Consider the following 22621-nt stretch of genomic DNA (forward strand, 5'->3'; position numbering starts at 1 on the left):
TTCCAGTGTCCCCCATGTCCGGGGTGGCTCTATTCGGCCTGGAGCACCAGCAGCGCCAGGTCGTCCTCCGGCGGCCGCGCGCCGAAGTCGTGCACGAGGCGCCGGATGCGCTCCGCGATCAGCTCGGCGTCGAGCCCCGCGCACCCGGCGAGGGCGGTGGCGAGGCCGTCGGCGTCGTCGAACTGGCGGGTGCCGTCGCGCCGCTCGGTGACACCGTCGGTGACGCACAGCAGGCTGTCGCCGGGCCACAGCTCGAAGGTCTCGCTGGTGTACGTCTCGTCCTCGACGACCCCGAGCAGCGTCTGCGGGCGCGCGGCGGGGCGGACGCTGCCGTCGGCGCCGAGCAGCAGCGGCAGCGGGTGCCCGGCGGAGGCGAGGGTGCAGCGGACGCCGCCGCCTTCCAGGGGCACGAGTTCGCCGTACAGGAGGGACAGGAAGCGGGTCTGCGGGCCGTCGCCGGGCGCGGCGGGGCCGACGAGGGCGCGGGCGGCGGCGTCGGCGGCCTCGGTCGCGTCGTCGAGGAGGAGCTGGTTGAGGCGGTCGAGGACATCGGCGACCCGGTAGCCCTCGCGGGCCAGCAGCCGCAGCCAGGGCCGGGCGAGGCCGATGACGACGGCGGCCTCGGGGCCCTTGCCCTGCACGTCGCCGACGGCGAAGCACCAGCGGCCGTGGCCGGCCGGGAACAGGTCGTAGAAGTCGCCGCTGGGGCCGCCCTTGTCACAGGGCTCGTAGACGAGCGCGCTGCGCACACCGGGGATCTCGGCGACCGCGCCGGGCAGCAGGCCGCGCTGGAGGACGGCGCTGATGGTGGCCTGCCGGGCGTACTGGCGGGCGGCGCCGATGGCGAGGGCGACCCGGCGGGCGAGGTCTTCCACGAGGCCGGTGATCTCGTCGGGGAAGCGCAGGACGCCGGCGCGGCCGATGACGAGGGTGCCCAGCGGGCGGCCGCCGGCGATCAGCCGGTAGGCGAGCGCGCAGCCGTGCGGCGCGCCGGGAGCGAGCGCGGCGGCGGGCCACGGGTAGGCGTCGGGTCCGGAGCGCAGGCCGTCGGGGCGGGGCGGCTCCTTCTCCAGGGCGCGGCGCAGGGCGTCGACGCGGTCCTCGCAGCCGTGCCAGACCCGGCCGAGCCGGGGTCCGGGCAGCCCGTCGCCGTCGGCCGCGCCGGAGCGGGGGGATCCCCAGCGCCCGGTGACCTCGTCCTCCAGCCAGATCGCGCACCAGTCGGCGAGCCGCGGCACGACCAGCTGGCCGGTGAGCGCGGCGACCAGGTCCTCGTCGAGCTGTCCGGCGAGCAGATCGGACGCCTCCGCGAGGAAGGAGAGGGCACCGCGTCCGAGCCAGTCCCCCTCGCTCTGCGCGCCGCGGCCCTCGGGGGCGAGGAGCGCGGCGGCGTCCAGCGCGGACTCGGGAGCGCAGCCGCCGGTCTCGTCGGCGCTGATCCGCGCCCACACCGTCCTGGCGTCCTTGCGGTACGTCACGCCCCAGCTCTCGGCGAGCCCCGCGACCAGCCGCAGTCCGCGCCCGTACTCCTGCGCCTCTGCCGAGGTGCCGCGCGGGGGCCGCGCCGGATGCCGGTCGGTGACCTCGACGACCAGTGCCCGGCCGTCGCCCTCCAGCCGGCAGTACAGCTCGATGTCCGTCCCGGCGTGCACCACGGCGCTGGTGACCAGCTCGCTGACGACGACCAGCGCGTCCGCGCTCATCCGCTCCTCGTCCGGAGCCCACTCCTGGAACGCGGCCCGCGCCAGCGCCCGTGCCGTCCCCGGCGCCAGCGGCCCTCCCACCAGCTTCGTACGGAGGTCGGAGGGTCGCGCGGAGGCACCGGTCTCCCGCTGCACCGGAATGGCCCGCATGGACAACTCCCCGAACTTTCGGACGTATTGACCTCACTCTGCCGCCAGGGTGACAGAGGGGTCGCGACCAGAAGCGCGGAGTTACGGAATCGGACCGCCTTGGGCGGGAAGTGTGCTACGGAAGTTACGGAACCGGATCGTTTTCACGCCGTAAGGGATACATACCTCAGGGGCGCGAGGGACTGCCTCGGGGGCGCCGGGACTGCCTCGGGGCCGCGCGGGACTGCCTCAGGGTCGCCGGGACTGCCTCAGGTCGCGGGGAACCGCGCGACGAGCCACGGACACTCCGCAGGCCGCCGCACAGTCCCCCGCCACCCCCTACGCTTCGCGCGTACCCTCGTACATCTCATCGAGCAGATGCTGGTACTCCCGCTCCACCACCGGACGCTTCAGCTTCAGACTCGGCGTGATCTCCCCGTGCTCCACATCGAGATCCCGCGGCAGCAGCCGGAACTTCTTGATCGTCTGCCACCTCTGGAGCCCGGCGTTGAGCCGCTGCACATAGCCGTCGACCATCTCCACGGTCTGCGGCGCCGCCACGATCTCGGCGTACGACTTGCCGCCGAGGCCGTTCTCCTCGGCCCACCCGCTGATCGCGGCCTCGTCGAGCGCGATGAGCGCGGTGCAGAAGTTCCGGTCGGCCCCGTGCACGAGGATGTTCGACACGAACGGGCACACCGCCTTGAACTGCCCCTCGATCTCGGTGGGCGCCACGTACTTGCCGCCCGAGGTCTTGAACAGGTCCTTCTTGCGGTCGGTGATCCGCAGATAGCCGTCGGGGGACAGCTCGCCGATGTCGCCGGTGTGGAACCAGCCGTCCGGCTCCAGGACCTCCGCCGTCTTCTCCGGCAGCCCGTGGTAGCCCTCCATGATGCCGGGGCCGCGCAGCAGGATCTCGCCGTCGTCGGCGATCCGCACCTCCGTGCCGGGCAGCGGCTTGCCGACCGTGCCGGTGCGGTACGCCTCACCGGGGTTGACGAAGGACGCGGCGGAGGACTCGGTGAGGCCGTAGCCCTCCAGGATGTGGATGCCGGCGCCGGAGAAGAAGTAGCCGATGTCGGGGGCGAGGGCGACCGAGCCGGACACGCAGGCCCGCAGGTTGCCGCCGAATGCCTCGCGGAGCTTGGCGTAGACGAGCTTGTCGGCGATGCCGTGCTTGGCCTTCAGGCCGAAGGGGGCGCTCGCGGTGCCGGTGCGGCGGAAGTTGTCCTGGGTGACCTTGGCGTACTCGCGGGCGACCCCGGCCGCCCACTGGAAGATCTTGTACTTGGCCGCGCCGCCCGCGCGGGCCTTGGCGGCGACGCCGTTGTAGACCTTCTCGAAGATACGGGGCACAGCCGCCATGTAGGTCGGCTGGACGACCGGAAGGTTCTCGATGATCTTGTCGACACGGCCGTCGACGGCGGTGACATGGCCGACCTCGATCTGCCCCGAGGTGAGCACCTTGCCGAAGACATGGGCGAGCGGCAGCCACAGGTACTGCACGTCGTCGGGGCCGACCAGGCCGGTCGCGGCGATGGCCTTGGCCATGTAGGACCAGTTGTCGTGCGGCAGGCGCACGCCCTTGGGGCGGCCGGTGGTGCCGGAGGTGTAGATGAGGGTGGCGAGCTGGTCCTTGGTGATCGCCGCCACGCGCTCCTTGATCAGCTGGGGGTCCTTCTCCAGCCGGGCGGCGCCGCGGCTCTCCAGCTCGGCGAGGGAGAGGACCCAGTCGCCGGTCTCCACGCCCTCGGCGTCGATCACCACGACATGGGTCAGCTCGGGCAGCTCGTCGCGCTTCTCCCGCGCCTTGTCGACCTGCTCGGCGTTCTCGGCGATCAGCACCCGGCTGCCGGAGTCGGCGAGGATGTACGCGGCCTCGTCGGCGTTGGTCTGCGGGTAGATCGTCGTGGTGGCCGCGCCGGCGCACATGATGCCGAGGTCGGCGAGGATCCACTCGATACGGGTGGCCGAGGCGAGGGCGACGCGCTGCTCGGGCTGGACACCGAGCTCGATGAGGCCGGCCGCGACGGCGTACACCCGGTCGGCGGCCTGGGACCAGCTGAGCGACTTCCACTCGTCGGGGCCCTGGCCGGATGCCGCGGGCACCGGATAGCGGTACGCCTCGGCGTCCGGCGTGGCCGCCACGCGCTCCAGGAAGAGGCCCGCGACGGACGGCGGACGGTTCTCGATCAAAGTCTGTGTGTCGCTCACGACATCCTCCGGGGGCCCGCGACGATGCGGCTGGCTCAGGGCGGCTTGCGCCGACACTGCGGCTGGTTTTCACTCACGCGCCGTTGTTTAACTCGCGAGTAACTATCGAGCAGGGACAGGTTAGAGCCCGACCGCCCGCTGCGTAAGAGTCCGCGCCCTGTCACTTCCTACAGACACATACCCGCCACACACGAGGGGCCCGCCGCACTTTCGTACGACGGGCCCCTCGGCGTCCGTTTTGCGGGCGTCCCCGCGGGCTACTTCTTGCCCTTGCCCGACCCCGCGCTGTCATCGCTGGACAGCACCGCGATGAAGGCTTCCTGCGGAACCTCCACGGAACCCACCATCTTCATCCGCTTCTTGCCCTCCTTCTGCTTCTCCAGCAGCTTCCGCTTACGGGAGATGTCACCGCCGTAGCACTTGGCGAGGACGTCCTTGCGGATGGCACGGATGGTCTCGCGGGCGATGACCCGGGAGCCGATGGCCGCCTGGACCGGCACCTCGAACGCCTGCCGCGGGATCAGTTCCTTGAGCTTGGCGACGAGCCGTACGCCGTACGCGTACGCCTGGTCCTTGTGGGTGATCGCGGAGAACGCGTCCACCTTGTCGCCGTGCAGCAGGATGTCGACCTTGACCAGGCTGGAGGTCTGCTCGCCGGTGGGCTCGTAGTCCAGGGAGGCGTAACCGCGCGTCTTCGACTTCAACTGGTCGAAGAAGTCGAAGACGATCTCGGCGAGCGGCAGGGTGTAGCGGATCTCGACCCGGTCCTCGGAGAGGTAGTCCATGCCGAGGAGGGTGCCGCGCCGGTTCTGGCACAGCTCCATGATCGAGCCGATGAACTCGGTGGGCGCGAGGATCGTGGCGCGCACGACCGGCTCGTACACCTCGTTGATCTTGCCCTCGGGGAACTCGCTCGGGTTGGTGACGACATGCTCGCTGCCGTCCTCCATCACGACCCGGTAGACCACGTTCGGCGCGGTCGCGATCAGGTCGAGGCCGAACTCGCGCTCCAGCCGCTCGCGGATCACGTCCAGGTGCAGCAGGCCGAGGAAGCCGACGCGGAAGCCGAAGCCGAGGGCGGCGGAGGTCTCCGGCTCGTAGACCAGCGCGGCGTCGTTGAGCTGGAGCTTGTCCAGGGCCTCGCGCAGCTCGGGGTAGTCCGAGCCGTCCAGCGGATACAGACCGGAGAAGACCATCGGCTTCGGGTCCTTGTAGCCGCCGAGCGGCTCGGTGGCGCCCTTGGACTGGCTGGTGACGGTGTCACCGACCTTGGACTGGCGGACGTCCTTCACACCGGTGATCAGATAGCCCACCTCGCCCACGCCGAGGCCGTCGGCGCCGAGCATCTCCGGCGAGTTGGTGCCGATCTCCAGCAGCTCGTGGGTGGCGCCGGTCGACATCATCTTGATGCGCTCGCGCTTGTTGAGCTGGCCGTCGATGACCCGCACGTACGTCACGACACCCCGGTAGGAGTCGTAGACCGAGTCGAAGATCATGGCGCGTGCGGGCGCGTCCTTGACGCCGACCGGCGCCGGGACCTCGGCGACCACCTTGTCGAGCAGCGCGTCGACACCGATGCCGGTCTTCGCGGAGACCCTGAGCACGTCGGACGGGTCGCATCCGACCAGGTTGGCGAGCTCCTCGGCGAACTTCTCGGGCTGCGCGGCCGGCAGGTCGATCTTGTTCAGCACGGGGATGATCGTGAGGTCGTTCTCCATCGCCAGGTAGAGGTTGGCGAGGGTCTGCGCCTCGATGCCCTGGGCGGCGTCGACGAGGAGGATGGTCCCCTCGCAGGCGGCCAGCGACCGCGAGACCTCGTAGGTGAAGTCGACGTGCCCCGGGGTGTCGATCATGTTGAGGATGTGCGTGTTGCCCGGGTCGTGGGTCGGAGCCCAGGGCAGGCGCACGGCCTGGGACTTGATCGTGATGCCGCGCTCGCGCTCGATGTCCATGCGGTCGAGGTACTGAGCGCGCATCTGCCGCTGCTCGACCACACCGGTCAGCTGGAGCATCCGGTCGGCGAGCGTGGACTTGCCGTGGTCGATGTGCGCGATGATGCAGAAATTGCGGATCAGAGCCGGGTCGGTACGGCTCGGCTCGGGCACATTGTTAGGGGTCGCGGGCACGCAGGGTCCTGTCTCTTGAGGCGCCTTATGCCTCGGGTCGGATCGATACGTAGCCTCCATGGTCCCACGGCCGGGGACCGACGGCCGGTTTGGGCCACCTGGAGGGGCGCTGGTAGTCTGGGTGGCTGTGCCTCATGCCCTCTCAGCGCGAGGCGCAACCCCAAGAAATCACCTGGTACGGGACCTGGGATTCTCCTTGTCCGGAGCCCTCACGGCCCCGTGCCTGAACCTGTAAAGGCTCATCAGTGGCGAACATCAAGTCCCAGATCAAGCGGATCAAGACCAACGAGAAGGCTCGGCTGCGCAACAAGGCCGTCAAGTCCTCCCTGAAGACCGCGATCCGCAAGGCCCGTGAGGCCGCCGCCGCGGGTGACGTCGAGAAGGCCACCGAGTACCAGCGCGCTGCCGCGCGTCAGCTCGACAAGGCCGTCTCCAAGGGCGTCATCCACAAGAACCAGGCCGCCAACAAGAAGTCGGCGCTTGCTTCCCAGGTCGCGTCCCTCAAGGGCTGACACCTTCTGATCTGACCGGTCCCCCAGGGGGCCGACGCCGGAAGGACCCCGAGCGGGCCCTCTCTCATCCGCTCCCGACCGGCACCCCGAGCCTGTACGCGGCCTGCGTTCGCCACGCGGGTACGGGCTCAGCAGCTTGAACCGAAGGCCCCGGCGCCTGTCCTTCCCCAGGACGGGTGCCGGGGTCTTTGGGTTGGCGGGGGTGCGTGGCAGGGGTGTGCCGGGGGCTTGCGGGGGGCTAGCCGGGTGTGCAGGGGGCTTGCGGGGGTGTGCAGGGCGCTTGCGGGGGTGTGCCGGGGGCTAGCGCTGGTGTCAGGGCTAGCGCGGGTGGGTCGGGGGCTTGCGGGGCTGGCTGGGCGCGGGTGCGCGGTGCGGGCTTGGGAGGGGGAGGTGGTCTGGGCGCGGGTGCGGACGGGGCCGGGCAGGCCGGGCCCGTACGCGGGGCGAGGCCGGGGTCGGGCAGGGGCGTCTGGGCGCGGATGCGTGCCGGGCCGGGTAGACGACCTGTACGCGGGCACGGGCCGGGGCCGGACAGACGACCTGCACGCGAAGGCGGGCCGGGGCCGGACAGACCGCCTGTACGCGGGCGCGCGCCGGGCCGGGCAGGCAGCCTGTACGCGAGCGCGGCTGTCCAGGAGCGGCGTGCGGGTGGCGTGTGGGATCAAGCGGGGCGCCCGTACGCGGGAGTGCATGGCAGCCGGAGGGTGCGCGGGTCCGGCGAGGGTGCGGAGCGTGCCGGGCCCTTGCCGGCGACGGGCCTCCAGGCCGGTCCACCAGGTGGCGCCGGCCCGGCCACCGTACCGCCGGGCTACCGGCTCACGCCCTGCCGCGGGAACGGGCCGCTCGCGCGATGGTCACCACGGCCTTCTCCAGCGCGTACTCCGGGTCGTCGCCGCCGCCCTTCACGCCGGCGTCGGCCTCGGCGATCGCCCGCAGGGCGACGGCCACCCCGTCGGGCGTCCAGCCCCGCATCTGCTGCCGCACCCGGTCGATCTTCCAGGGCGGCATCCCGAGCTCCCGCGCGAGATCGGCGGGCCGTCCGCCGCGGGCCGACGACAGCTTTCCGATCGCCCGTACGCCCTGCGCCAGCGCGCTGGTGATCATCACCGGGGCCACACCGGTCGCCAGCGACCACCTCAGCGCCTCCAGCGCCTCCGCGGCCCGTCCCTCCACCGCCCGGTCGGCGACGGTGAAGCTCGACGCCTCGGCCCGCCCGGTGTAGTACCGCCCGACGATCGCCTCGTCGATCGTCCCCTCGACATCGGCGATCAACTGCGACACCGCGGACGCCAGCTCCCGCAGATCACTGCCGATGGCGTCGACCAGCGCCTGGCACGCCTCCGGCGTGGCCGACCGCCCCTGCGCCCGGAACTCCTGCCGGACGAACGCCAGCCGGTCCGCGGGCTTGGTCATCTTCGGACAGGCGACCTCCCGTGCCCCCGCCTTGCGTGCCGCGTCGAGGAGCTTCTTGCCCTTCACCCCACCGGCGTGCAGCAGCACCAGGGTGATCTCCTCGGCGGGCGCCCCCAGATACGCCTGCACGTCCTTGACGGTGTCGGCCGACAGGTCCTGCGCGTTGCGCACGACGACGACCTTGCGCTCGGCGAACAACGACGGACTGGTCAGCTCGGCGAGCGTCCCCGGCTGCACCTGGTCCGAGCTCAGATCCCGCACATCCGTGTCCGCGTCGGCGGCCCTGGCCGCGGCCACGACCTCCTGCACGGCACGGTCCAACAGCAGCTCCTCCTGGCCCACGGCCAGCGTCACCGGGGCGAGAGGGTCGTCATTCGCAGTCTTCCTGGCCATCGGGACAAGCATGTCACGGGCCACTGACAGCGGGGTCCCGGCCGACGCGACCGCCCACCGGCCAGCCGGGAAGGTCCTACGGCTCCTCGCGCCACCCCTCCCACTCCCCGGCGAACTCATCCAGCTCCCGAGGATCGAGCCGCCCCGCCTCGTCCCGCACGACGACCAGCCACTGCGCGTCCTCCGCGTCGTCCTCCCCGGCCAACGCGTCCCGCACCAGCTGCGGCTCCTCGTCCAGCCCGAACCGCTCCCCGAGCGCCTCGGCCGCCTCCTCCGCCGCATCCCGATCCGGCAGCACCAGCACATGTCTCACATCGCTCACGCCCCCATTTTCCGGCACCCCCCGCCCCGGCTAGCCGTTGCCCCCGGTCCCCGGCCCCACCCGCACCTCCGGCACCCGGTCCAGCTCGATCCCGAACCGCTCCCGATAGGCCCCCAGCACCTCCTCGTCCGCCCCCAGCTCCCGTACCTCCCGCGCTCCCCCGGGCGTCGTCGCCGTCAGGGTCCGCCCGCTGAGCGTGATCCGCCCTCCCTCCTCCGTCACCCGCGAACACACCAGCGACCGCAGGAAGTGCGACCGCGGCGAGGTGCTGTGCCACCACGCCCCCACGACGAAGTCACCGAACACCCTGGGCCGCGTCTCCAGCCGGTACTCGGGCCGGCCGTCCTTGACCACGTCCAGGTCGCCCAGGCCCCCCGCACCGGCACCACCCGGCACCCCCGCGGCGTCCGGCCCCGACTCCACGACCCGGAACACCCCACCGGGATCCACCTGCTCATCCGGCACCCCGAGTTCCAGCGGCAGATGGCTGTGCGCCCCGAACCCGACGTCCGCCAGCCACTCACCCCCGTCCTCCGTCCCCACCCGCAGCGCCAGATGGTCGTACGGCACCCCCAGCCGCCCCTCCTCCCCGTACACCCGCGCGGCAAGGTAGGTCACCTCGAACTCCAGCGCCGCCAGCAACGCCCCGAAGGCCCCGTTGAGTTCGTAGCAGAACCCTCCTCTCCGCGCGCCGACCACCTTGTCCAGCAGCCGCTTCTCATCCAGGTCGATCCCCTCGCCGAGATGTATCGACAGGTTCTCGAACGGCACCGTCCGCAGATGCCGAAGGTGCAGGTCACGCAGGGCTTCGACGGTGGGACGCGACGGACGCTCGGCCCCGATGCGGCGGAGATATGCCTCAACCTGTGTGGAGTTCATGCCCTCAGTCTCTCGCCACCCGCATCTCCTCCCCCGCACCGGACACCGCCACCGCACCGTCGACGTCCGTCCGCAGCACCGTCGCCCCCTGGGCCCGCAGCGCGGCGACCGTCCCGGGAGCCGGATGCCCGTACGGGTTGTCCGCCCCCGCCGAGACGAGCGCCACCCGCGGCGCCACCCGCCGTATCAGGTCCGGGTCCTGGTACGCCGAGCCGTGATGGGCGACCTTCAACACATCCACCCCCTCCAGCAGGGCGGCCCCCGGCGAACGCGCCAACGCTCGCTGCGCGGGCGGCTCCAGGTCCCCGAGCAGCAGCATCCGCAACCCGCCCGAGCGCACCAGCAGCGTGACACTCGCGTCGTTCGGCCCCTCGGGCACCGGCGGCCGCGCCGACGGGAACGCCCCTCCGCCGCCCGGCCCCGAAGGCGGCACGAACGCCCCTCCGCCGCCCGGCCCCGAAGGCGGCACCGACGGCGGGACCGGTGCAGGCGGCCAGACCACCTGCCACGTCAGGTCACCCGTGCGCCGTCGTTCCCCCGCCACCGCCCGAGTGACCGGGATCCTCCGCGCGGCGGCCTCCCTGCGCACGAACTCCACCTGTTCGACAGGCTCCTCGAACCCCGTCGTCTGGATCTCCCCCACGGCACGCCCCCGCAACACCCCCACCAGCCCGGCCACATGGTCGGCGTGGAAGTGGGTCAGCACGACCAGCGGCACCTCCGTGACACCGAGCGCGCGCAGACAGCGGTCGACCGGTTCCGGATCGGGTCCCGCGTCCACCACCACCCCGCGGCCCGCTCCCGCCGCCAGCACCAACGCGTCGCCCTGCCCCACATCGCACATCGCCATCCGCCACCCCGGCGGGGGCCACCCCTTGATCACCCTGGCCAACGGCGGCGGCTGCACCACCGCGAGCAACAGCAGCACCCCGCACACCACACACAGCCACGGCCGGACGAGCAGCCGTCTGCCCACCAGCAGCACGGCGCCCGTGACCAGCGCGAGCAACGCCGCCCCCGCCCAACCGCGCGGCCAGTCCACTCCCCCACCGGGCAGTGCCGCCCCGGTCCGGGCCACGTCCGCGATCCACCCCACCGGCCACCCCGCGCACCAGGCCAGGAACTCGGCCACCGGCATCGCCACCGGCGCCACCGCCAGCGCGGCGAACCCCAGCACCGTGGCCGGCGCCACCGCGAACTCCGCGAACAGGTTGCACGGCACCGCCACCAGGCTGACCCGCGCCGACAGCACCACCACGACCGGGGCGCACAGCGCCTGCGCCGCCCCCGCCGCCGCCAGCGCCTCGGCCACCCGCGGCGGAACCCCACGTGCCCGCAGTCCCGCGCTCCATCGCGGCGCCACCGTCAGCAGCGCCCCGGTGGCCAGCACCGACAGCAGGAACCCGTAACTGCGCGCCAGCCAGGGGTCGTAGAGCACCAGGAGCAACACCGCCGTCGCCAGCGCCGGGATCAGCGATCTGCGCCTTCCGGTGACCAGCGCCAGCAGCGCCACCGACCCGCACGCCGCGGCCCGCAGCACACTCGGGTCCGGTCGGCACACCACGACGAAGCCCAGTGTGAGCACCCCGCCCAGCACCGCCGTCGTCCGCAGCGGAATGCCCAGGCGCGGGGCCAGGCCGCGGCGTTCGGCCCGCTGCGCCAGCCCGGGCGGGCCGAGCAGCAGCGCCAGCACGATCGTGAGGTTGCTCCCCGAGACGGCCAGCAGATGGGCGAGGTCGGTCTCCTTGAACGCCTCGTCCAGCTCCGGCGTGATCCGCGAGGTGTCCCCGACCACGAGCCCGGGCAGCAGCGCCCGCGCGTCCGCCGGAAGCCCGTCGCTGGCCTCCCGCAGGCCCGCGCGCAGCCGGCCCGCCAGCCGCTGCGATCCCGACGGCTGCCCCGTCACCCGCGGCGGCCCCGATCCCCGTACCCGCAGCACACCCGCGATCCGGTCACCGCCGACGACCGCCGGTGCCAGCCGCCCGGTCACCCTCAGCCGCGTCGACGGCAGCAGCCGCAGCCAGGGTGAGGCCGACGGTTCGCCGACCCCCGACACCCGCGCGTCGACCATCAGGAGCACCGGTGTCCGCGTCACCGTCGCCGTCCCGTCCGGCGCCACGACGCGGCGCACCTGCGCCTGGACCAGCACCACCCCCGGCGCCATGCGGTTTCCCCGCACCCGCGGTCTGGACAGCCGAGGGTCGGACCGGACCTCTACCTCCGCGGTCACGGTGGCGAAGTCCCGCACCAGCCCCGGCACCGGCCCACGCCGCAGATCGGCCCCGTGCAACCCGGCCGAGGCGGCCGCCGCCCCGGTGCAGAGCAGCACAGCGGCCACCACTCCCCACGGCCATGCCCGCCGACCCGAGCCCTTCCTCTGCGCCCTCCCGCCGGACCGCCCCGGACGCGGACGAGCGCTCCTCCCGTTCGCCCGGCTCCGGCAGCCCCACACCGAGAGCAGCACCCCCGCCACGGCGACACTGGAGATCGTCACGGCGATCACCCACTGCGGCTGCGCGTCCAGCAGGAGAGCGGCCGTCGCCCAGGCCGCCAGCGCCGGTGGCACGAGCCTGAGGTCGGTCGGTGCCTCCTGCCGGGGATGGGCGGATCCCAGCCGTCTGCCGGACGCGGTGTGCACGGGTGTGCGGCCGGTCAGGGAGGGGGAGGCGCCCCGGTCGCTCTCATGGACGCCCGGCGTGGCACCGTCCGGGGACATGACCGGGCCGGTGGTCACGGCCGCACCAGATTCCGCAGATCGGCGAACCTGCGCTCACCGATGCCGTTGACGTCCTGCAGTTCGTCGACCGAGCGGAAGCCTCCGTGCTGAGTGCGGTAGTCGATGATGTGCTGGGCCAGCACCGGCCCCACGCCGGGCAGACCGTCCAACTGCTCGACCGTTGCCGTGTTCAGCGAGACCGGAGCCGTCGGGCCCGCGGGCGCCATCGGTCCCGGCGGAACCCCGCCTCCTGTCCCGCCCGTGCCCGGCCAGGTCGGGACCTCGCCCCCCGGCCCGCCCGTGCCATGTCCCGCCGCAACGCCGACGATCACCTGCTCGCCGTCCACCAGGAACCGTGCGCGATTGAGTCCGTCGACGTTCGTGCCGGGCCGCACCCCGCCCGCCGCCCGCAAGGCGTCCGCGACCCGTGATCCGGCCGGCAGCCGGTGGACGCCGGGCTCCCGGACCTTCCCGCTGACATCGACGACGATCTCGCCCGACGCCCCGATCGACGCCCCGATCGGCGCCCCGCTCGGCGCGCCCGCCGCCACCCCGACGCTGCCGGGCACAGAGCCGGGCACGGCCGAACCGCTCGCCTGCGGCTCCTCGTACGGACCGGCCGCCCGCACGATCTCGGGCGCCGCGACCGACTGGGTGCGACCGCTCCAGAAATGCTGCGCGGCCAGCCCTGCGGCGACGACCAGCACGACGGTGAGCGCGACCACGCTGCGACGCTCCAGCCCGCACCGCGCTTGCACCCACACGGGCATCCGGTCCCACAGAGCCGCCCCGACCCGTCCCGGCCGGCCGTGACCGCCGTCCACGGCACCACCGTGCCCACCGTCCAGGGGAACGGCTCCGGCCTCCTTCAGGCGGCTCTCGCCCACCGAGCCACCCGTCACCGCCCGGTCGCGCTCCACCCCCTCTTCTCGCACCGCCGCCGAAAGCCCGCGCCCCGGCACCGCAGACGCCCCCGGCGCCCCCGGCACGGCAGACGCCCCCGGACCCCCTGGCACCCCCGGCGGGCCGGCCCCCGTCTCCCGGCGCGGAGTCGGGCGCTCGGCGAACAGCGCCTCCGCCCGGCGCCGCAGTTCCTCCGCGGGCCTGTGCGCATGCCGGGCCCGCGTCCGGACGATGCGGCGACGATGACGCATACGGCCGTCGGAGGACGGACCCCGGCCGGGGCCACTCGTCGCGGACGGCGTACGTGAAGATGATCGAAGTGCCATGCCACGAGAATCGGGCACCTCACAAGCCCACGGGGCTCCCGCTCAACTTCCGTGGACGATCACCAGGTTGTGGAAAACTCCCTCACCCGGACGAGTGACCCGGACACCCGCTCACCGCGCCGAGATCACGACCCCGAGCAATCCGGGCCCCGTATGCGCCCCGATCACCGCCCCGACTTCGCTGACATGCAGATCCCCCAGCCCCGGCACCCGCCGGCGCAGCCGATCCGCGAGGATCCCGGCCCGGTCGGGAGCCGCCAGATGATGGACCGCGATGTCGACCGGCGCACCGCCGGCCCGCTCCACCACCAGCTCTTCCAGGCGGGCGATGGCCTTGGACGCCGTACGCACCTTCTCCAACGGCCCGATCCGGCCGTCTTGCAGCTGGAGCAGCGGCTTCACGGCGAGCGCGGACCCGAAGAGGGCCTGAGCCGCGCCGATGCGGCCGCCGCGGCGGAGGAAGTCGAGAGTGTCGACGTAGAAGTAGGCGGCGGTGGCGGCGGCCCGCTTCTCCGCGGCCGTGACGGCGTCGTCCACCGTGCCGCCCGACTCAGCGGTCTCCGCCGCGGTGACCGCGCAGAAGCCGAGCGCCATCGCGACCATGCCGGTGTCCACCACGCGCACCGGCACGGGTGCCTCACGGGCGGCGAGGACCGCCGCGTCGTAGGTGCCGGACAGCTCCGCGGACAGATGGAGCGAGACGATGCCGGTGGCTCCCGCCTCGGCGACCTTGCGGTAGTGCTGCGCGAACAGCTCGGGGCTGGGGCGCGAGGTGGTGACGGGACGTCGTTTCTGCAGGGCCTGGGCGAGGGAGCGGGTGGAGATCTCGGTGCCCTCTTCCAGCGCCTGGTCGCCGAGCACCACGGTCAGCGGGACCGCGGTGATGCCGTGGCGCTCCATCGTCCGCTGCGGCAGGTAGGCCGTGGAATCCGTGACGATCGCGACATGGCGGGACATGAGCTGGAGGTTACCTGGCGTGGCGCTTGAGCGGCAGTCCAGCCCTGTCACCTGGGCCGTCGTGGCGCACTCAGGTGGTGCTCTCCGGGCGGGGCTTCTTCTGCCAGGGGTAGGTGGGCCGTGGTCCGGGCGGGGTGATGGCGGGCCGTGCCGGTTCCTCGGCGGACTGCGGCTGCGCGTCCTGCGGCCAGGTCTGGCGAGCCGTGGAGCCGTCGGCGGTGGGGGCCTGCGGCCATGACCGCGGCGGGGTCGTGGACTCCTCGGTGGTCCAGTGCCGCAGGGCACCGGCCTCCAGGTCGATCTGCGCGCTCAGGGAGTTCAGGTCGTCGTCGGCGAAGCGGCGGGCGCGGTCTCGGGCGGCCCAGCGCAGCGAGTCCGCGGAGTGGACGATGCGCTCGGTGCGCTCGCGCAGCTCGGGCAGGCGCGCGGTGAGCGTGGCGCGGTCCGGTTCCGACTCCAGGCGCCTGAGCTCGGCGTCCAGTTCGTGACCGTGGGCGCTGAGACGCTCGAACAGACCGAGGGACTCCTTCAGGGACTCGTCCTCGGCCGCGCCCGCGTGCAGCGCGTCCTGGGTGGCGCGCATGGAGGTGCGCAGCGACAGCCGGAGCTGGGCGAGCTCTCCGGCCGGACCGGGCTGGGCGAAGGACTTGGCGCGCAGTGTGTGGTCCTCGACCGTGCGGCGGGCCTGCGTGATCGTGCGGTCCACGCCGCGCTTGGCGGCCCCGACGACCTTCACGGTGGCGTAGGCGCCCACCCCGAGAAGGAGCACGAAGAGCAGGACGACGACTGCGATCACTGCTTCCACGACGCTCCTCCTCGACACCGGTTCACAGCGCGTACTGCGCGCCGCACCTCACACGGTAAACGCAAAGGGCAGGCCCGGAGTTCCAGAAGAACCCCGAACCTGCCCGTAGGGGACTACCCCGAGCCGGCCTCAGCACCCGACATCCGACGCACGGGAGCGCGCCGACCGGCACCGGCCGGCACGAAGACACCGGGTCCGCCGCCCCGGCCTGCCGGCGCAGCAGCACCGTCCACAAGCACCGGCCCTGAAGGCACCGCCCCGGCAGCCCCAGCAGCCGAGGAGCGAGCCGCTAGCCCGCGCCCGCGGCCCGGCTCCGGCGTCACGCCGTGACGATGTTCACCAGCTTCGGCGCCCGCACGATCACCTTGCGGATCCCCGCACCGCCCAGCGCCGCGACGACCTTCTCGTCGGCCAGCGCCACCTTCTCCAGCTCCTCCTCGGAGATGGCCGGCGGCACCTCCAGGCGGGCCTTGACCTTGCCCTTGACCTGGACGACGCAGGTGACGGTCTCGTCGACGACGTACGCCGGGTCGGCCACCGGGAAGTCCTGGTGGACGACGGAGTCCTCGTGGCCCAGCCTGCGCCACAGCTCCTCGGCGATGTGCGGGGCCAGCGGCGCGATCAGCAGCACCAGCGCCTCGGCCACGGACCGCGGGACGGTGCCGCCGGCCTTCGTCAGGTGGTTGTTCAGCTCGGTGATCTTGGCGATGGCGGTGTTGAAGCGCATGCCCTCCAGGTCGCCGCGCACCCCGTCGATCGCCTTGTGCAGGGCACGCAGCGTGTCCTCGTCGGGCTCGGCGTCGGTGACGGTGACCTCGCCGGTGTTCTCGTCGACGATGTTGCGCCACAGCCGCTGCAGCAGACGGAACTGGCCGACGACCGCGCGGGTGTCCCAGGGGCGCGAGACGTCCAGCGGACCCATCGCCATCTCGTACAGGCGCAGGGTGTCCGCGCCGTACTCGGCGCAGATCTCGTCCGGAGTCACCGCGTTCTTCAGGGACTTGCCCATCTTGCCCAGCAGGCGGGAGACCTTCTCGCCCTGGTAGTAGAACGCGCCGTCGCGCTCCTCCACCTCGGCGGCGGGCACCGCGATGCCACGGCTGTCGCGGTAGACGTATGCCTGGATCATGCCCTGGTTGAACAGCTTGTGGAACGGCTCCGCGGAGGAGACGTGGCCCAGGTCGAACAGGACCTTCGACCAGAAGCGCGCGTACAGCAGGTGCAGCACGGCGTGCTCGGCACCGCCGACGTACAGGTCGACACCGCCGTGCGGCTGGCCCTCGCGCGGGCCCATCCAGTACCGCTCGATCTCCGGGTCGACCAGCTTCTCGGAGTTGTGCGGGTCCAGGTAGCGCAGCTCGTACCAGCAAGAACCGGCCCAGTTGGGCATGGTGTTGGTCTCGCGGCGGTACTTCTTGGGGCCGTCGCCCAGGTCCAGGGTGACGTTGACCCAGTCCTCGTTCCGCGACAGTGGCGTCTCGGGCTTGGTGTTCGCGTCGTCCGGGTCGAAGGTGCGCGGGGAGTAGTCCTCGACCTCCGGCAGCTCCAGCGGCAGCATCGACTCGGGCAGCGCGTGGGCGACGCCGTCCTCGTCGTAGACGATCGGGAAGGGCTCGCCCCAGTAGCGCTGACGGCTGAACAGCCAGTCGCGCAGCCGGAAGTTGACCGTGCCCTCGCCGATGCCCTTGCTCTCCAGCCACTCGGTGATGCGCGCCTTGGCCTCGGCGACACCCAGGCCGTCCAGGGAGACGTCGGTGCCCGAGGAGTTGACGATCTTCGCGTCGTACGAGACGAAGGCGTCGTCCCACGCGGCCGGGTCGGTGCCGCGGCCGTCGGTGGGCTCGACCACACAGCGGATCGGCAGCTCGAAGGCGCGCGCGAAGGCGAAGTCACGGCTGTCGTGGCCCGGAACGGCCATGATCGCGCCGGTGCCGTAGCCCATCAGGACGTAGTCGGCGATGAAGACGGGGATCTGCTCGCCGTTGACCGGGTTGGTGGCGTACGCGCCGATGAAGACGCCGGTCTTGTCCTTGGCCTCGGCCTGGCGCTCGACGTCGGACTTGGCGGCGGCCTGCGCGCGGTACGCGGAGACGGCCTCGGCGGGCGTGGCGTGGCCGCCGGTCCACACGTCGTGGGTGCCCTCGGGCCAGGCGGCCGGGGTGAACTTCTCGACCAGCGGGTGCTCGGGCGCCAGCACCATGTAGGACGCGCCGAACAGGGTGTCGGGGCGGGTGGTGAAGACGGTGATGCGCTCGCCGTCGATCGGGAAGTCGACGCGGGCGCCCTCGGAGCGGCCGATCCAGTTGCGCTGCTGCAGCTTGATGGCCTCGGGCCAGTCCAGCTCGTCCAGGTCCTCCAGCAGCCGGTCGGCGTAGGCGGTGATGCGCATGTTCCACTGGCGCAGCTTGGCCTTGAAGACCGGGTAGTTGCCGCGCTCGGAGCGGCCGTCGGCGGTGACCTCCTCGTTGGCCAGCACGGTGCCCAGGCCGGGGCACCAGTTGACCGGCGCGTCGGAGGCGTAGGCCAGGCGGAACTCGCCCAGGACGTCGGCGCGCTCGGCGGCGGTCAGCTCGCTCCACGCGCGCGTGTGCCCGGGTACGGGGCGCTCACCGGACTCGAACTGGGCGACCAGCTCGGAGATCGGACGGGCCTTCCTGGCCTTGTCGTCGTACCAGGAGTTGAAGATCTGCAGGAAGATCCACTGGGTCCACTTGTAGTAGTCCGGGTCGATCGTGGCGAACGACCGGCGCTTGTCGTGGCCCAGGCCCAGCCGGCGCAGCTGGGACTTCATGTTGGTGATGGCGGCTTCGGTGGTGATCCGGGGGTGCTCACCGGTCTGGACGGCGTGCTGCTCGGCGGGCAGGCCGAAGGCGTCGAAGCCCAGGGTGTGCAGGACGTTGTGCCCGGTCATGCGCTGGAAGCGGGCGAAGACGTCGGTGGCGATGTAGCCCAGCGGGTGGCCGACGTGCAGACCCGCACCCGAGGGGTAGGGGAACATGTCCATGATGAACTTCTTGGGCTTGGCGACCAGCTCGGCGTCGCCCGCCAGGTCACCGCTCGGGTTCGGCGCCGCGTAGGTGCCGTCGGCGTCCCAGACGTCCTGCCAGCGTGCCTCGATCTCCGCGGCCATGGCGGCCGTGTAGCGGTGCGGCGCGGCCACCTCGGCGGCAGCGGGGTTCGTCTCGCTCATGATCCTCAAAGCTCCATCGATCGTCTCTGCCAGCGGCCTTCGGAAATGAAAAATCCCCTCGCACAGGAGGGGACGCCGCGCCGACTCCGGCCTCTCGGTTCACCCGGGGCCGGGACTTATCAGCGCGGCTCGCTAAGCAGAAGGCGTACGGCACGCATGGCGTCAGGGTACCGCAGGCCCGGAGTGCCCCGCGACGGCCGTCCGCGACGGGCCGCGCACACGCCGTCACACGGTCGAAGCTGAACCTCGGTCAAGGATTACTTCGCGTAACAGCCACTAAAGGGCAACACAACAAGCCCATTGTCCTTTGATAACAACGCAATAACTCAAACCTCGTACTCGCCGGTATGGCGCGACCTAGAGTGCGGCGCGGGACCGCTTTCCCGAACCGCTCGGAGTTGCCCCCATGAACCCTCGACGTAGTACCGCCTCGCCGATCCAACCCGGCCGCTCGGCCTACGGGGTGGCGTCGGCAGTCGCCCTGGTCCTCATACCCGTGATCGTGCTGGTCGGAGGTGACCAGGTCCGCGACTTCCTGAATTTCGGCGCCGGCGTGCTGTCCCTCGTCTCGCTGACCTGCTCGGTGATCTGGGGCCTGGTCGCCCAGGACCGGATCTTCCTGAACACCCGCCAGCGGATCATCGGCCAGGCGGTGCACCGGAGCACCGCGGTCGCCTCGATCGCGTTCCTGCTGCTGCACGTCACCACCAAGCTCGCCCTCGACCATGTGGAACTGGTCGCCGCGGTGATCCCCTTCGCCCTCGGTGTCACCGGCAGCGCCGGTCTCATCGGCCTGGGCAGCCTCGCCGGGCTGCTCATGATCTTCGTGGGCATCACGGGCGCGCTGCGCAGCGCGTTCGCCTCCCCCGCCCCGGTCGCCGCCCGCTGGCGGGCCATGCACATGCTGGCCTATCCGGCCTGGTGCGCCGCCCTGCTGCACGGCCTGTACGCGGGCCGCGAGGCGAAGCCGGTCTTCGTGTTCCTGTACGGCCTGTCCCTGGTGGGCGTGATCGCCGCCCTCGCCCTGCGGGCCGCACCCCGCCCGGTCAAGCGCATGGTCGCCGACCGGATCACCGCGCTGCTGGGCGGCGAGGAGCGGCCGGCCGCCGAGGAGCCGGAGCCGGACCGGGCCAGGACGGCGCGGTCCGTGCTGCCGGGCTACGAGGACACCGCCCCGCCGCCCACCGCACCGGCCCCCGGCAGGCGCGCGAACGGCTTCGCCGCCGCCTACCGGGCCGTCTCCAGGTCCCCCCGCGCGCGGCACTCGTTCGCGCAGGAGGAGACCGCGCGGATGGACCTCGGCGACTTCGGCGGCACCCAGCCCCTCCCCCGCACGGACGGCGGCTCCGGATCCTCCGGCACCTGGCCCGTCCCCTCCCCGCCTCCGGTCGGCGAGGCCCCGCCCTCGGCCTACGACCCGCTCACCGACACGGGATACACCGTCCCCGCTTATGGCAATCCGGGCACCGAAACTTACGCCGCGAGTGATCTGTACGACACGAATGAGTCGAACACCCTCTACGGCACGTACAACCCGGATGACACGTACAACAGCGGTCCCGCCACAGAACCATTCCCCGGTGTCTCCCCCGACTACGAGGCACCGGGTTCGGGCGAACCTTGGAACACGCCTTCCGGAGGCTTTAAGTGAACGAGGCCCTGCCCGACGTCCCGGAAGTCCGCGTCGTCGGACTTCCGCAGCTCACGTCTGGCTTCGACCTTGTCGAAAGACTCGACCTGCCCATGCATCTGAAGGTGCACGGGCCGCTCGAACCGATGGGCGGCGAGCACCTCGCCCGGCTCGCCGAGCGCATCAATCTCAGGGGCCGCGGAGGCGCGGGTTTCCCCTTCCACAAGAAGCTGCGGTCGGTCGCCGAGTCGGCGATCCGCCGCGGCGTACGGCCGGTCGTCGTGATCAACGGCAGTGAGGACGAACCGGCCTGCCGCAAGGACACGGTGCTGATCAACCGTGCCCCGCACCTGATCCTCGACGGAGCGCTGCTGTGCGCGGAAGCGCTCGGCGCCCGCACACTCGTCGTCGGGGTCACCCGTGAGTCCACCCAGCGCTCGATGGAGGCCGCGCTCGCCGAGCGCGGCCTGAGCAACGGGCGAAGATCGGCACTACGCGCGCGCGTGCAGCGCAATCCGGTGCGCATGGTCTCCGGTGCCGCGGCCTCGCTGATCCGTTCCATCGACGGCGGCCCGGCGATCCCGCCCGGCCGCAAGATCAGCGCCTCGCAGAGCGGCGTGGGCGGCGCGCCCACCCTGCTGTCGAACGCCGAGACGTTCGCCCAGCTGGCCGTCGCCGCCCGCATCGGCCCGGAGCGCTACGGCAACACGGGTCTCTACGACGAGCCGGGCACCGTCATGCTGACGGTGTCCGGCGCGGTCGCCCGCCCCATGGTGATCGAGGTCCCCACGGGCGTGCCGCTGCGCTACGTCCTGCAACTGGCCGGCGCCCCGCCGGTTCCGCAGGGTGTGCTGACGGGCGGCTACCACGGCAAGTGGCTGGACGCGGCGACCGTCGGCGAGGCGATCGTCTCCCGCAACTCGCTGGACGCCGTGGGCGGTTCGCTGGGCGCCGGCGCCATCCTGCCGCTCGGCCAGGAGACCTGCCCGCTGGGCGAGTCGCTGCGCGTGGCGCAGTGGCTGGCCGAGGAGAGCGCCGGTCAGTGCGGCCCCTGCTATCTGGGCCTGCCCGCGGCCGCGCGCGGCATGGAGGACATTCTCAACGGCGGCGGCCCGGCCGCCCTGGAGGCACTGAAGCAGGTCGCCCGCAATGTGAAGCGGCGTGGCGCCTGCTCGCATCCGGACGGCTCCGCGATGTTCCTGGAGTCGACCATCAAGGCGTTCACCGACGACCTCGCCGCGCATGTCCTCGGCAACGGCTGCGGACGGCCCGTACAGGGTGTTCTGCCGCTGTTCGCGGACGGCAGGGCCCCGACGGGCGTTCCGGGCGGCGGCGCGGCCGAGGAGAACGGCCCGAGCCGTCAGAAGATCTTCGTCGACTGGACGCTGTGCCGGGGCCACGGCCTGTGCGCGGACATCCTGCCGGAGGTCTTCGAGCTGGGCGCCGACGGCTTCCCGACGGTCGCCCAGGCCGCGGTGCCCCGGTACGCGGAGGCCAAGGCGCTGCGCGCGGTGCGCCGCTGTCCGGCGCTGGCGCTGCGCATCGAGGAGGACACGCGCGCGCAGCCGCCCGCCCGCAGCAATCTGCCGGTGCTGTCCCAGGGCCGCGGACGGCGCGCCCTGGGGCGCTGAGCCCGGCCGGGAAACGAAAGATCCCGCCGGACCATCCGGTCCGGCGGGATCTTGTCTGTGGAGCTAAGGAGAATTGAACTCCTGACCTCCTGCATGCCATGCAGGCGCTCTACCAACTGAGCTATAGCCCCTTGCGGTGTGCCGTCCGCTCCGTTTTCCCTTTCGGGCCCCTCGCGGCGACACAGAGAACATTACACGGTCCCCCCGGCGGAACACCAAATCGTTTCCGCTCCGCCCCGATCGATCCGTGAATGTCCGGTTCGGCGCGTACGGCCCGACGCGGAACCACCGGATCCCGGCGTCAGGCCGTGACGAACGAGTAGAAGCGCTTGAGGGTGCAGTGCTCCTCCAGGAGCCGGCCGTAGATCGGCTCCCCCTCCAGCTCGCGGTAGGTCTCGATCGGGTCGCCCTTTATGATCAGCGCCCGCGCGCATTCCTCGCACCAGTACTGGTAGTCGGGGTTCACCGGTTCCATGTCACGGACGATCGGCGTACCGCTGCCGCACCAGTCGCACTTCCGCCTGTGTGCACCCATCGATCAGCTCCAGCTGTGGCCGCAGGCCGTGCACACGTACGAGATCCCGCCGTTGTCGCCGAGCACTTGGGCGACATGCGCGGAACCGCAGGAAGGGCAGCTGAGCCGGGTGGCCGTGTTCCGTATCAACGCTGCCTCTCCGGGGAGGTGCCCGACCTCCCCGAGGATGCTCGCAGGCATCGCTACTCCCTCCCGTCGGGCCGCGCCCCCTTCCGGCCGTTTGATTCTGCCACGGCC

At 72.1% G+C, this 22621-nt stretch carries 16 protein-coding genes and 1 tRNA gene; 3 read left to right on the forward strand and 14 right to left on the reverse strand.

Annotated elements, in window-relative coordinates; translation table 11 throughout:
* Positions 1-29 precede the first annotated feature (29 nt).
* The 3 genes from ACSU6M_RS11405 to lepA form a co-directional block, all read right to left on the reverse strand.
* Positions 30-1853, reverse strand: coding sequence for a SpoIIE family protein phosphatase (locus ACSU6M_RS11405; RefSeq protein WP_437069262.1), 1824 nt, complete (start codon positions 1851-1853; stop codon positions 30-32).
* A gap of 318 nt (positions 1854-2171) precedes the next feature.
* Positions 2172-4046 (reverse strand): AMP-dependent synthetase/ligase, encoded by a 1875-nt coding sequence (locus ACSU6M_RS11410; RefSeq protein WP_437069264.1) that lies wholly within the window; start codon positions 4044-4046, stop codon positions 2172-2174.
* A 257-nt stretch (positions 4047-4303) separates the two neighbouring features.
* Complete coding sequence (gene lepA, locus ACSU6M_RS11415; RefSeq protein ID WP_437069266.1) at positions 4304-6172, reverse strand: translation elongation factor 4; 1869 nt, start codon at positions 6170-6172, stop codon at positions 4304-4306.
* 245 nt (positions 6173-6417) lie between these two features.
* On the opposite strand from lepA, the gene rpsT reads away from it, so the two are divergent.
* A complete protein-coding gene (gene rpsT / locus ACSU6M_RS11420) occupies positions 6418-6684 on the forward strand; it encodes a 30S ribosomal protein S20 (protein WP_437069268.1) in 267 nt (88 codons plus the stop codon).
* An 816-nt stretch (positions 6685-7500) separates the two neighbouring features.
* Here the strand turns inward: rpsT and holA are convergent.
* The 8 genes from holA to leuS all read right to left on the reverse strand — a co-directional run bounded on the left by holA (position 7501) and on the right by leuS (position 18588).
* Positions 7501-8490 (reverse strand): DNA polymerase III subunit delta, encoded by a 990-nt coding sequence (holA, locus tag ACSU6M_RS11425; protein WP_437069270.1) that lies wholly within the window; start codon positions 8488-8490, stop codon positions 7501-7503.
* 76 nt (positions 8491-8566) lie between these two features.
* Positions 8567-8812 (reverse strand): hypothetical protein, encoded by a 246-nt coding sequence (locus tag ACSU6M_RS11430; protein WP_437069272.1) that lies wholly within the window; start codon positions 8810-8812, stop codon positions 8567-8569.
* 30 nt (positions 8813-8842) lie between these two features.
* Positions 8843-9691 carry an arylamine N-acetyltransferase family protein gene (locus ACSU6M_RS11435; RefSeq protein WP_437069274.1) on the reverse strand — a complete coding sequence of 283 codons (849 nt, stop codon included), beginning with the start codon at positions 9689-9691 and terminating at the stop codon, positions 8843-8845.
* 4 nt (positions 9692-9695) lie between these two features.
* Positions 9696-12407: a ComEC/Rec2 family competence protein gene (locus tag ACSU6M_RS11440; protein WP_437075104.1), complete on the reverse strand. Its 2712-nt coding sequence runs from the start codon at positions 12405-12407 to the stop codon at positions 9696-9698.
* A 14-nt stretch (positions 12408-12421) separates the two neighbouring features.
* Complete coding sequence (locus tag ACSU6M_RS11445) at positions 12422-13327, reverse strand: helix-hairpin-helix domain-containing protein (protein ID WP_437069275.1); 906 nt, start codon at positions 13325-13327, stop codon at positions 12422-12424.
* Positions 13328-13747: 420 nt separating this feature from the next.
* Positions 13748-14593, reverse strand: a complete 846-nt coding sequence (locus ACSU6M_RS11450) for a DegV family protein (protein WP_437069276.1) — start codon at positions 14591-14593, stop codon at positions 13748-13750.
* Positions 14594-14663: 70 nt separating this feature from the next.
* Positions 14664-15398, reverse strand: coding sequence for a hypothetical protein (locus tag ACSU6M_RS11455; RefSeq protein WP_437069277.1), 735 nt, complete (start codon positions 15396-15398; stop codon positions 14664-14666).
* A 319-nt stretch (positions 15399-15717) separates the two neighbouring features.
* Complete coding sequence (gene leuS, locus ACSU6M_RS11460; RefSeq protein ID WP_437069279.1) at positions 15718-18588, reverse strand: leucine--tRNA ligase; 2871 nt, start codon at positions 18586-18588, stop codon at positions 15718-15720.
* Between the two features lie 406 nt (positions 18589-18994).
* Between leuS and ACSU6M_RS11465 the strand changes: the two genes are divergently transcribed.
* A complete protein-coding gene (locus ACSU6M_RS11465) occupies positions 18995-20239 on the forward strand; it encodes a cytochrome b/b6 domain-containing protein (protein ID WP_437069281.1) in 1245 nt (414 codons plus the stop codon).
* Positions 20236-21849 carry an NADH-ubiquinone oxidoreductase-F iron-sulfur binding region domain-containing protein gene (locus ACSU6M_RS11470; RefSeq protein ID WP_437069282.1) on the forward strand — a complete coding sequence of 538 codons (1614 nt, stop codon included), beginning with the start codon at positions 20236-20238 and terminating at the stop codon, positions 21847-21849. The genes ACSU6M_RS11465 and ACSU6M_RS11470 overlap by 4 nt, the downstream gene beginning before the upstream one ends.
* Before the next feature lie 58 nt (positions 21850-21907).
* Here the strand turns inward: ACSU6M_RS11470 and ACSU6M_RS11475 are convergent.
* The 3 genes from ACSU6M_RS11475 to ACSU6M_RS11485 form a co-directional block, all read right to left on the reverse strand.
* Positions 21908-21980 (reverse strand) — tRNA-Ala (locus ACSU6M_RS11475).
* A gap of 170 nt (positions 21981-22150) precedes the next feature.
* The gene (locus ACSU6M_RS11480) at positions 22151-22384 is read right to left on the reverse strand and encodes a hypothetical protein (RefSeq protein WP_003976229.1); all 234 of its coding nucleotides are present in this window, start codon (positions 22382-22384) and stop codon (positions 22151-22153) included.
* A gap of 3 nt (positions 22385-22387) precedes the next feature.
* Entirely contained in the window at positions 22388-22564 is a 177-nt protein-coding gene (locus ACSU6M_RS11485; protein ID WP_437069283.1) for a hypothetical protein, read from the reverse strand.
* Between the last annotated feature and the right edge of the window lie 57 nt (positions 22565-22621).

The organism is Streptomyces sp. enrichment culture, assembly GCF_964272895.1.
Classification (GTDB): domain Bacteria; phylum Actinomycetota; class Actinomycetes; order Streptomycetales; family Streptomycetaceae; genus Streptomyces.

What these genes read in the sequence shown, in the direction of transcription:
- ACSU6M_RS11405 (WP_437069262.1), bottom strand. Translation starts at nt 1,853, where the DNA reads ATGCGGGCCATTCCGGTGCAGCGGGAGACCGGTGCCTCCGCGCGACCC.
- holA (WP_437069270.1), bottom strand. Translation starts at nt 8,490, where the DNA reads ATGGCCAGGAAGACTGCGAATGACGACCCTCTCGCCCCGGTGACGCTG.
- ACSU6M_RS11435 (WP_437069274.1), bottom strand. Translation starts at nt 9,691, where the DNA reads ATGAACTCCACACAGGTTGAGGCATATCTCCGCCGCATCGGGGCCGAG.
- ACSU6M_RS11440 (WP_437075104.1), bottom strand. Translation starts at nt 12,407, where the DNA reads ATGTCCCCGGACGGTGCCACGCCGGGCGTCCATGAGAGCGACCGGGGC.
- ACSU6M_RS11450 (WP_437069276.1), bottom strand. Translation starts at nt 14,593, where the DNA reads ATGTCCCGCCATGTCGCGATCGTCACGGATTCCACGGCCTACCTGCCG.
- leuS (WP_437069279.1), bottom strand. Translation starts at nt 18,588, where the DNA reads ATGAGCGAGACGAACCCCGCTGCCGCCGAGGTGGCCGCGCCGCACCGC.
- ACSU6M_RS11465 (WP_437069281.1), top strand. Translation starts at nt 18,995, where the DNA reads ATGAACCCTCGACGTAGTACCGCCTCGCCGATCCAACCCGGCCGCTCG.
- ACSU6M_RS11480 (WP_003976229.1), bottom strand. Translation starts at nt 22,384, where the DNA reads ATGGGTGCACACAGGCGGAAGTGCGACTGGTGCGGCAGCGGTACGCCG.
- ACSU6M_RS11485 (WP_437069283.1), bottom strand. Translation starts at nt 22,564, where the DNA reads ATGCCTGCGAGCATCCTCGGGGAGGTCGGGCACCTCCCCGGAGAGGCA.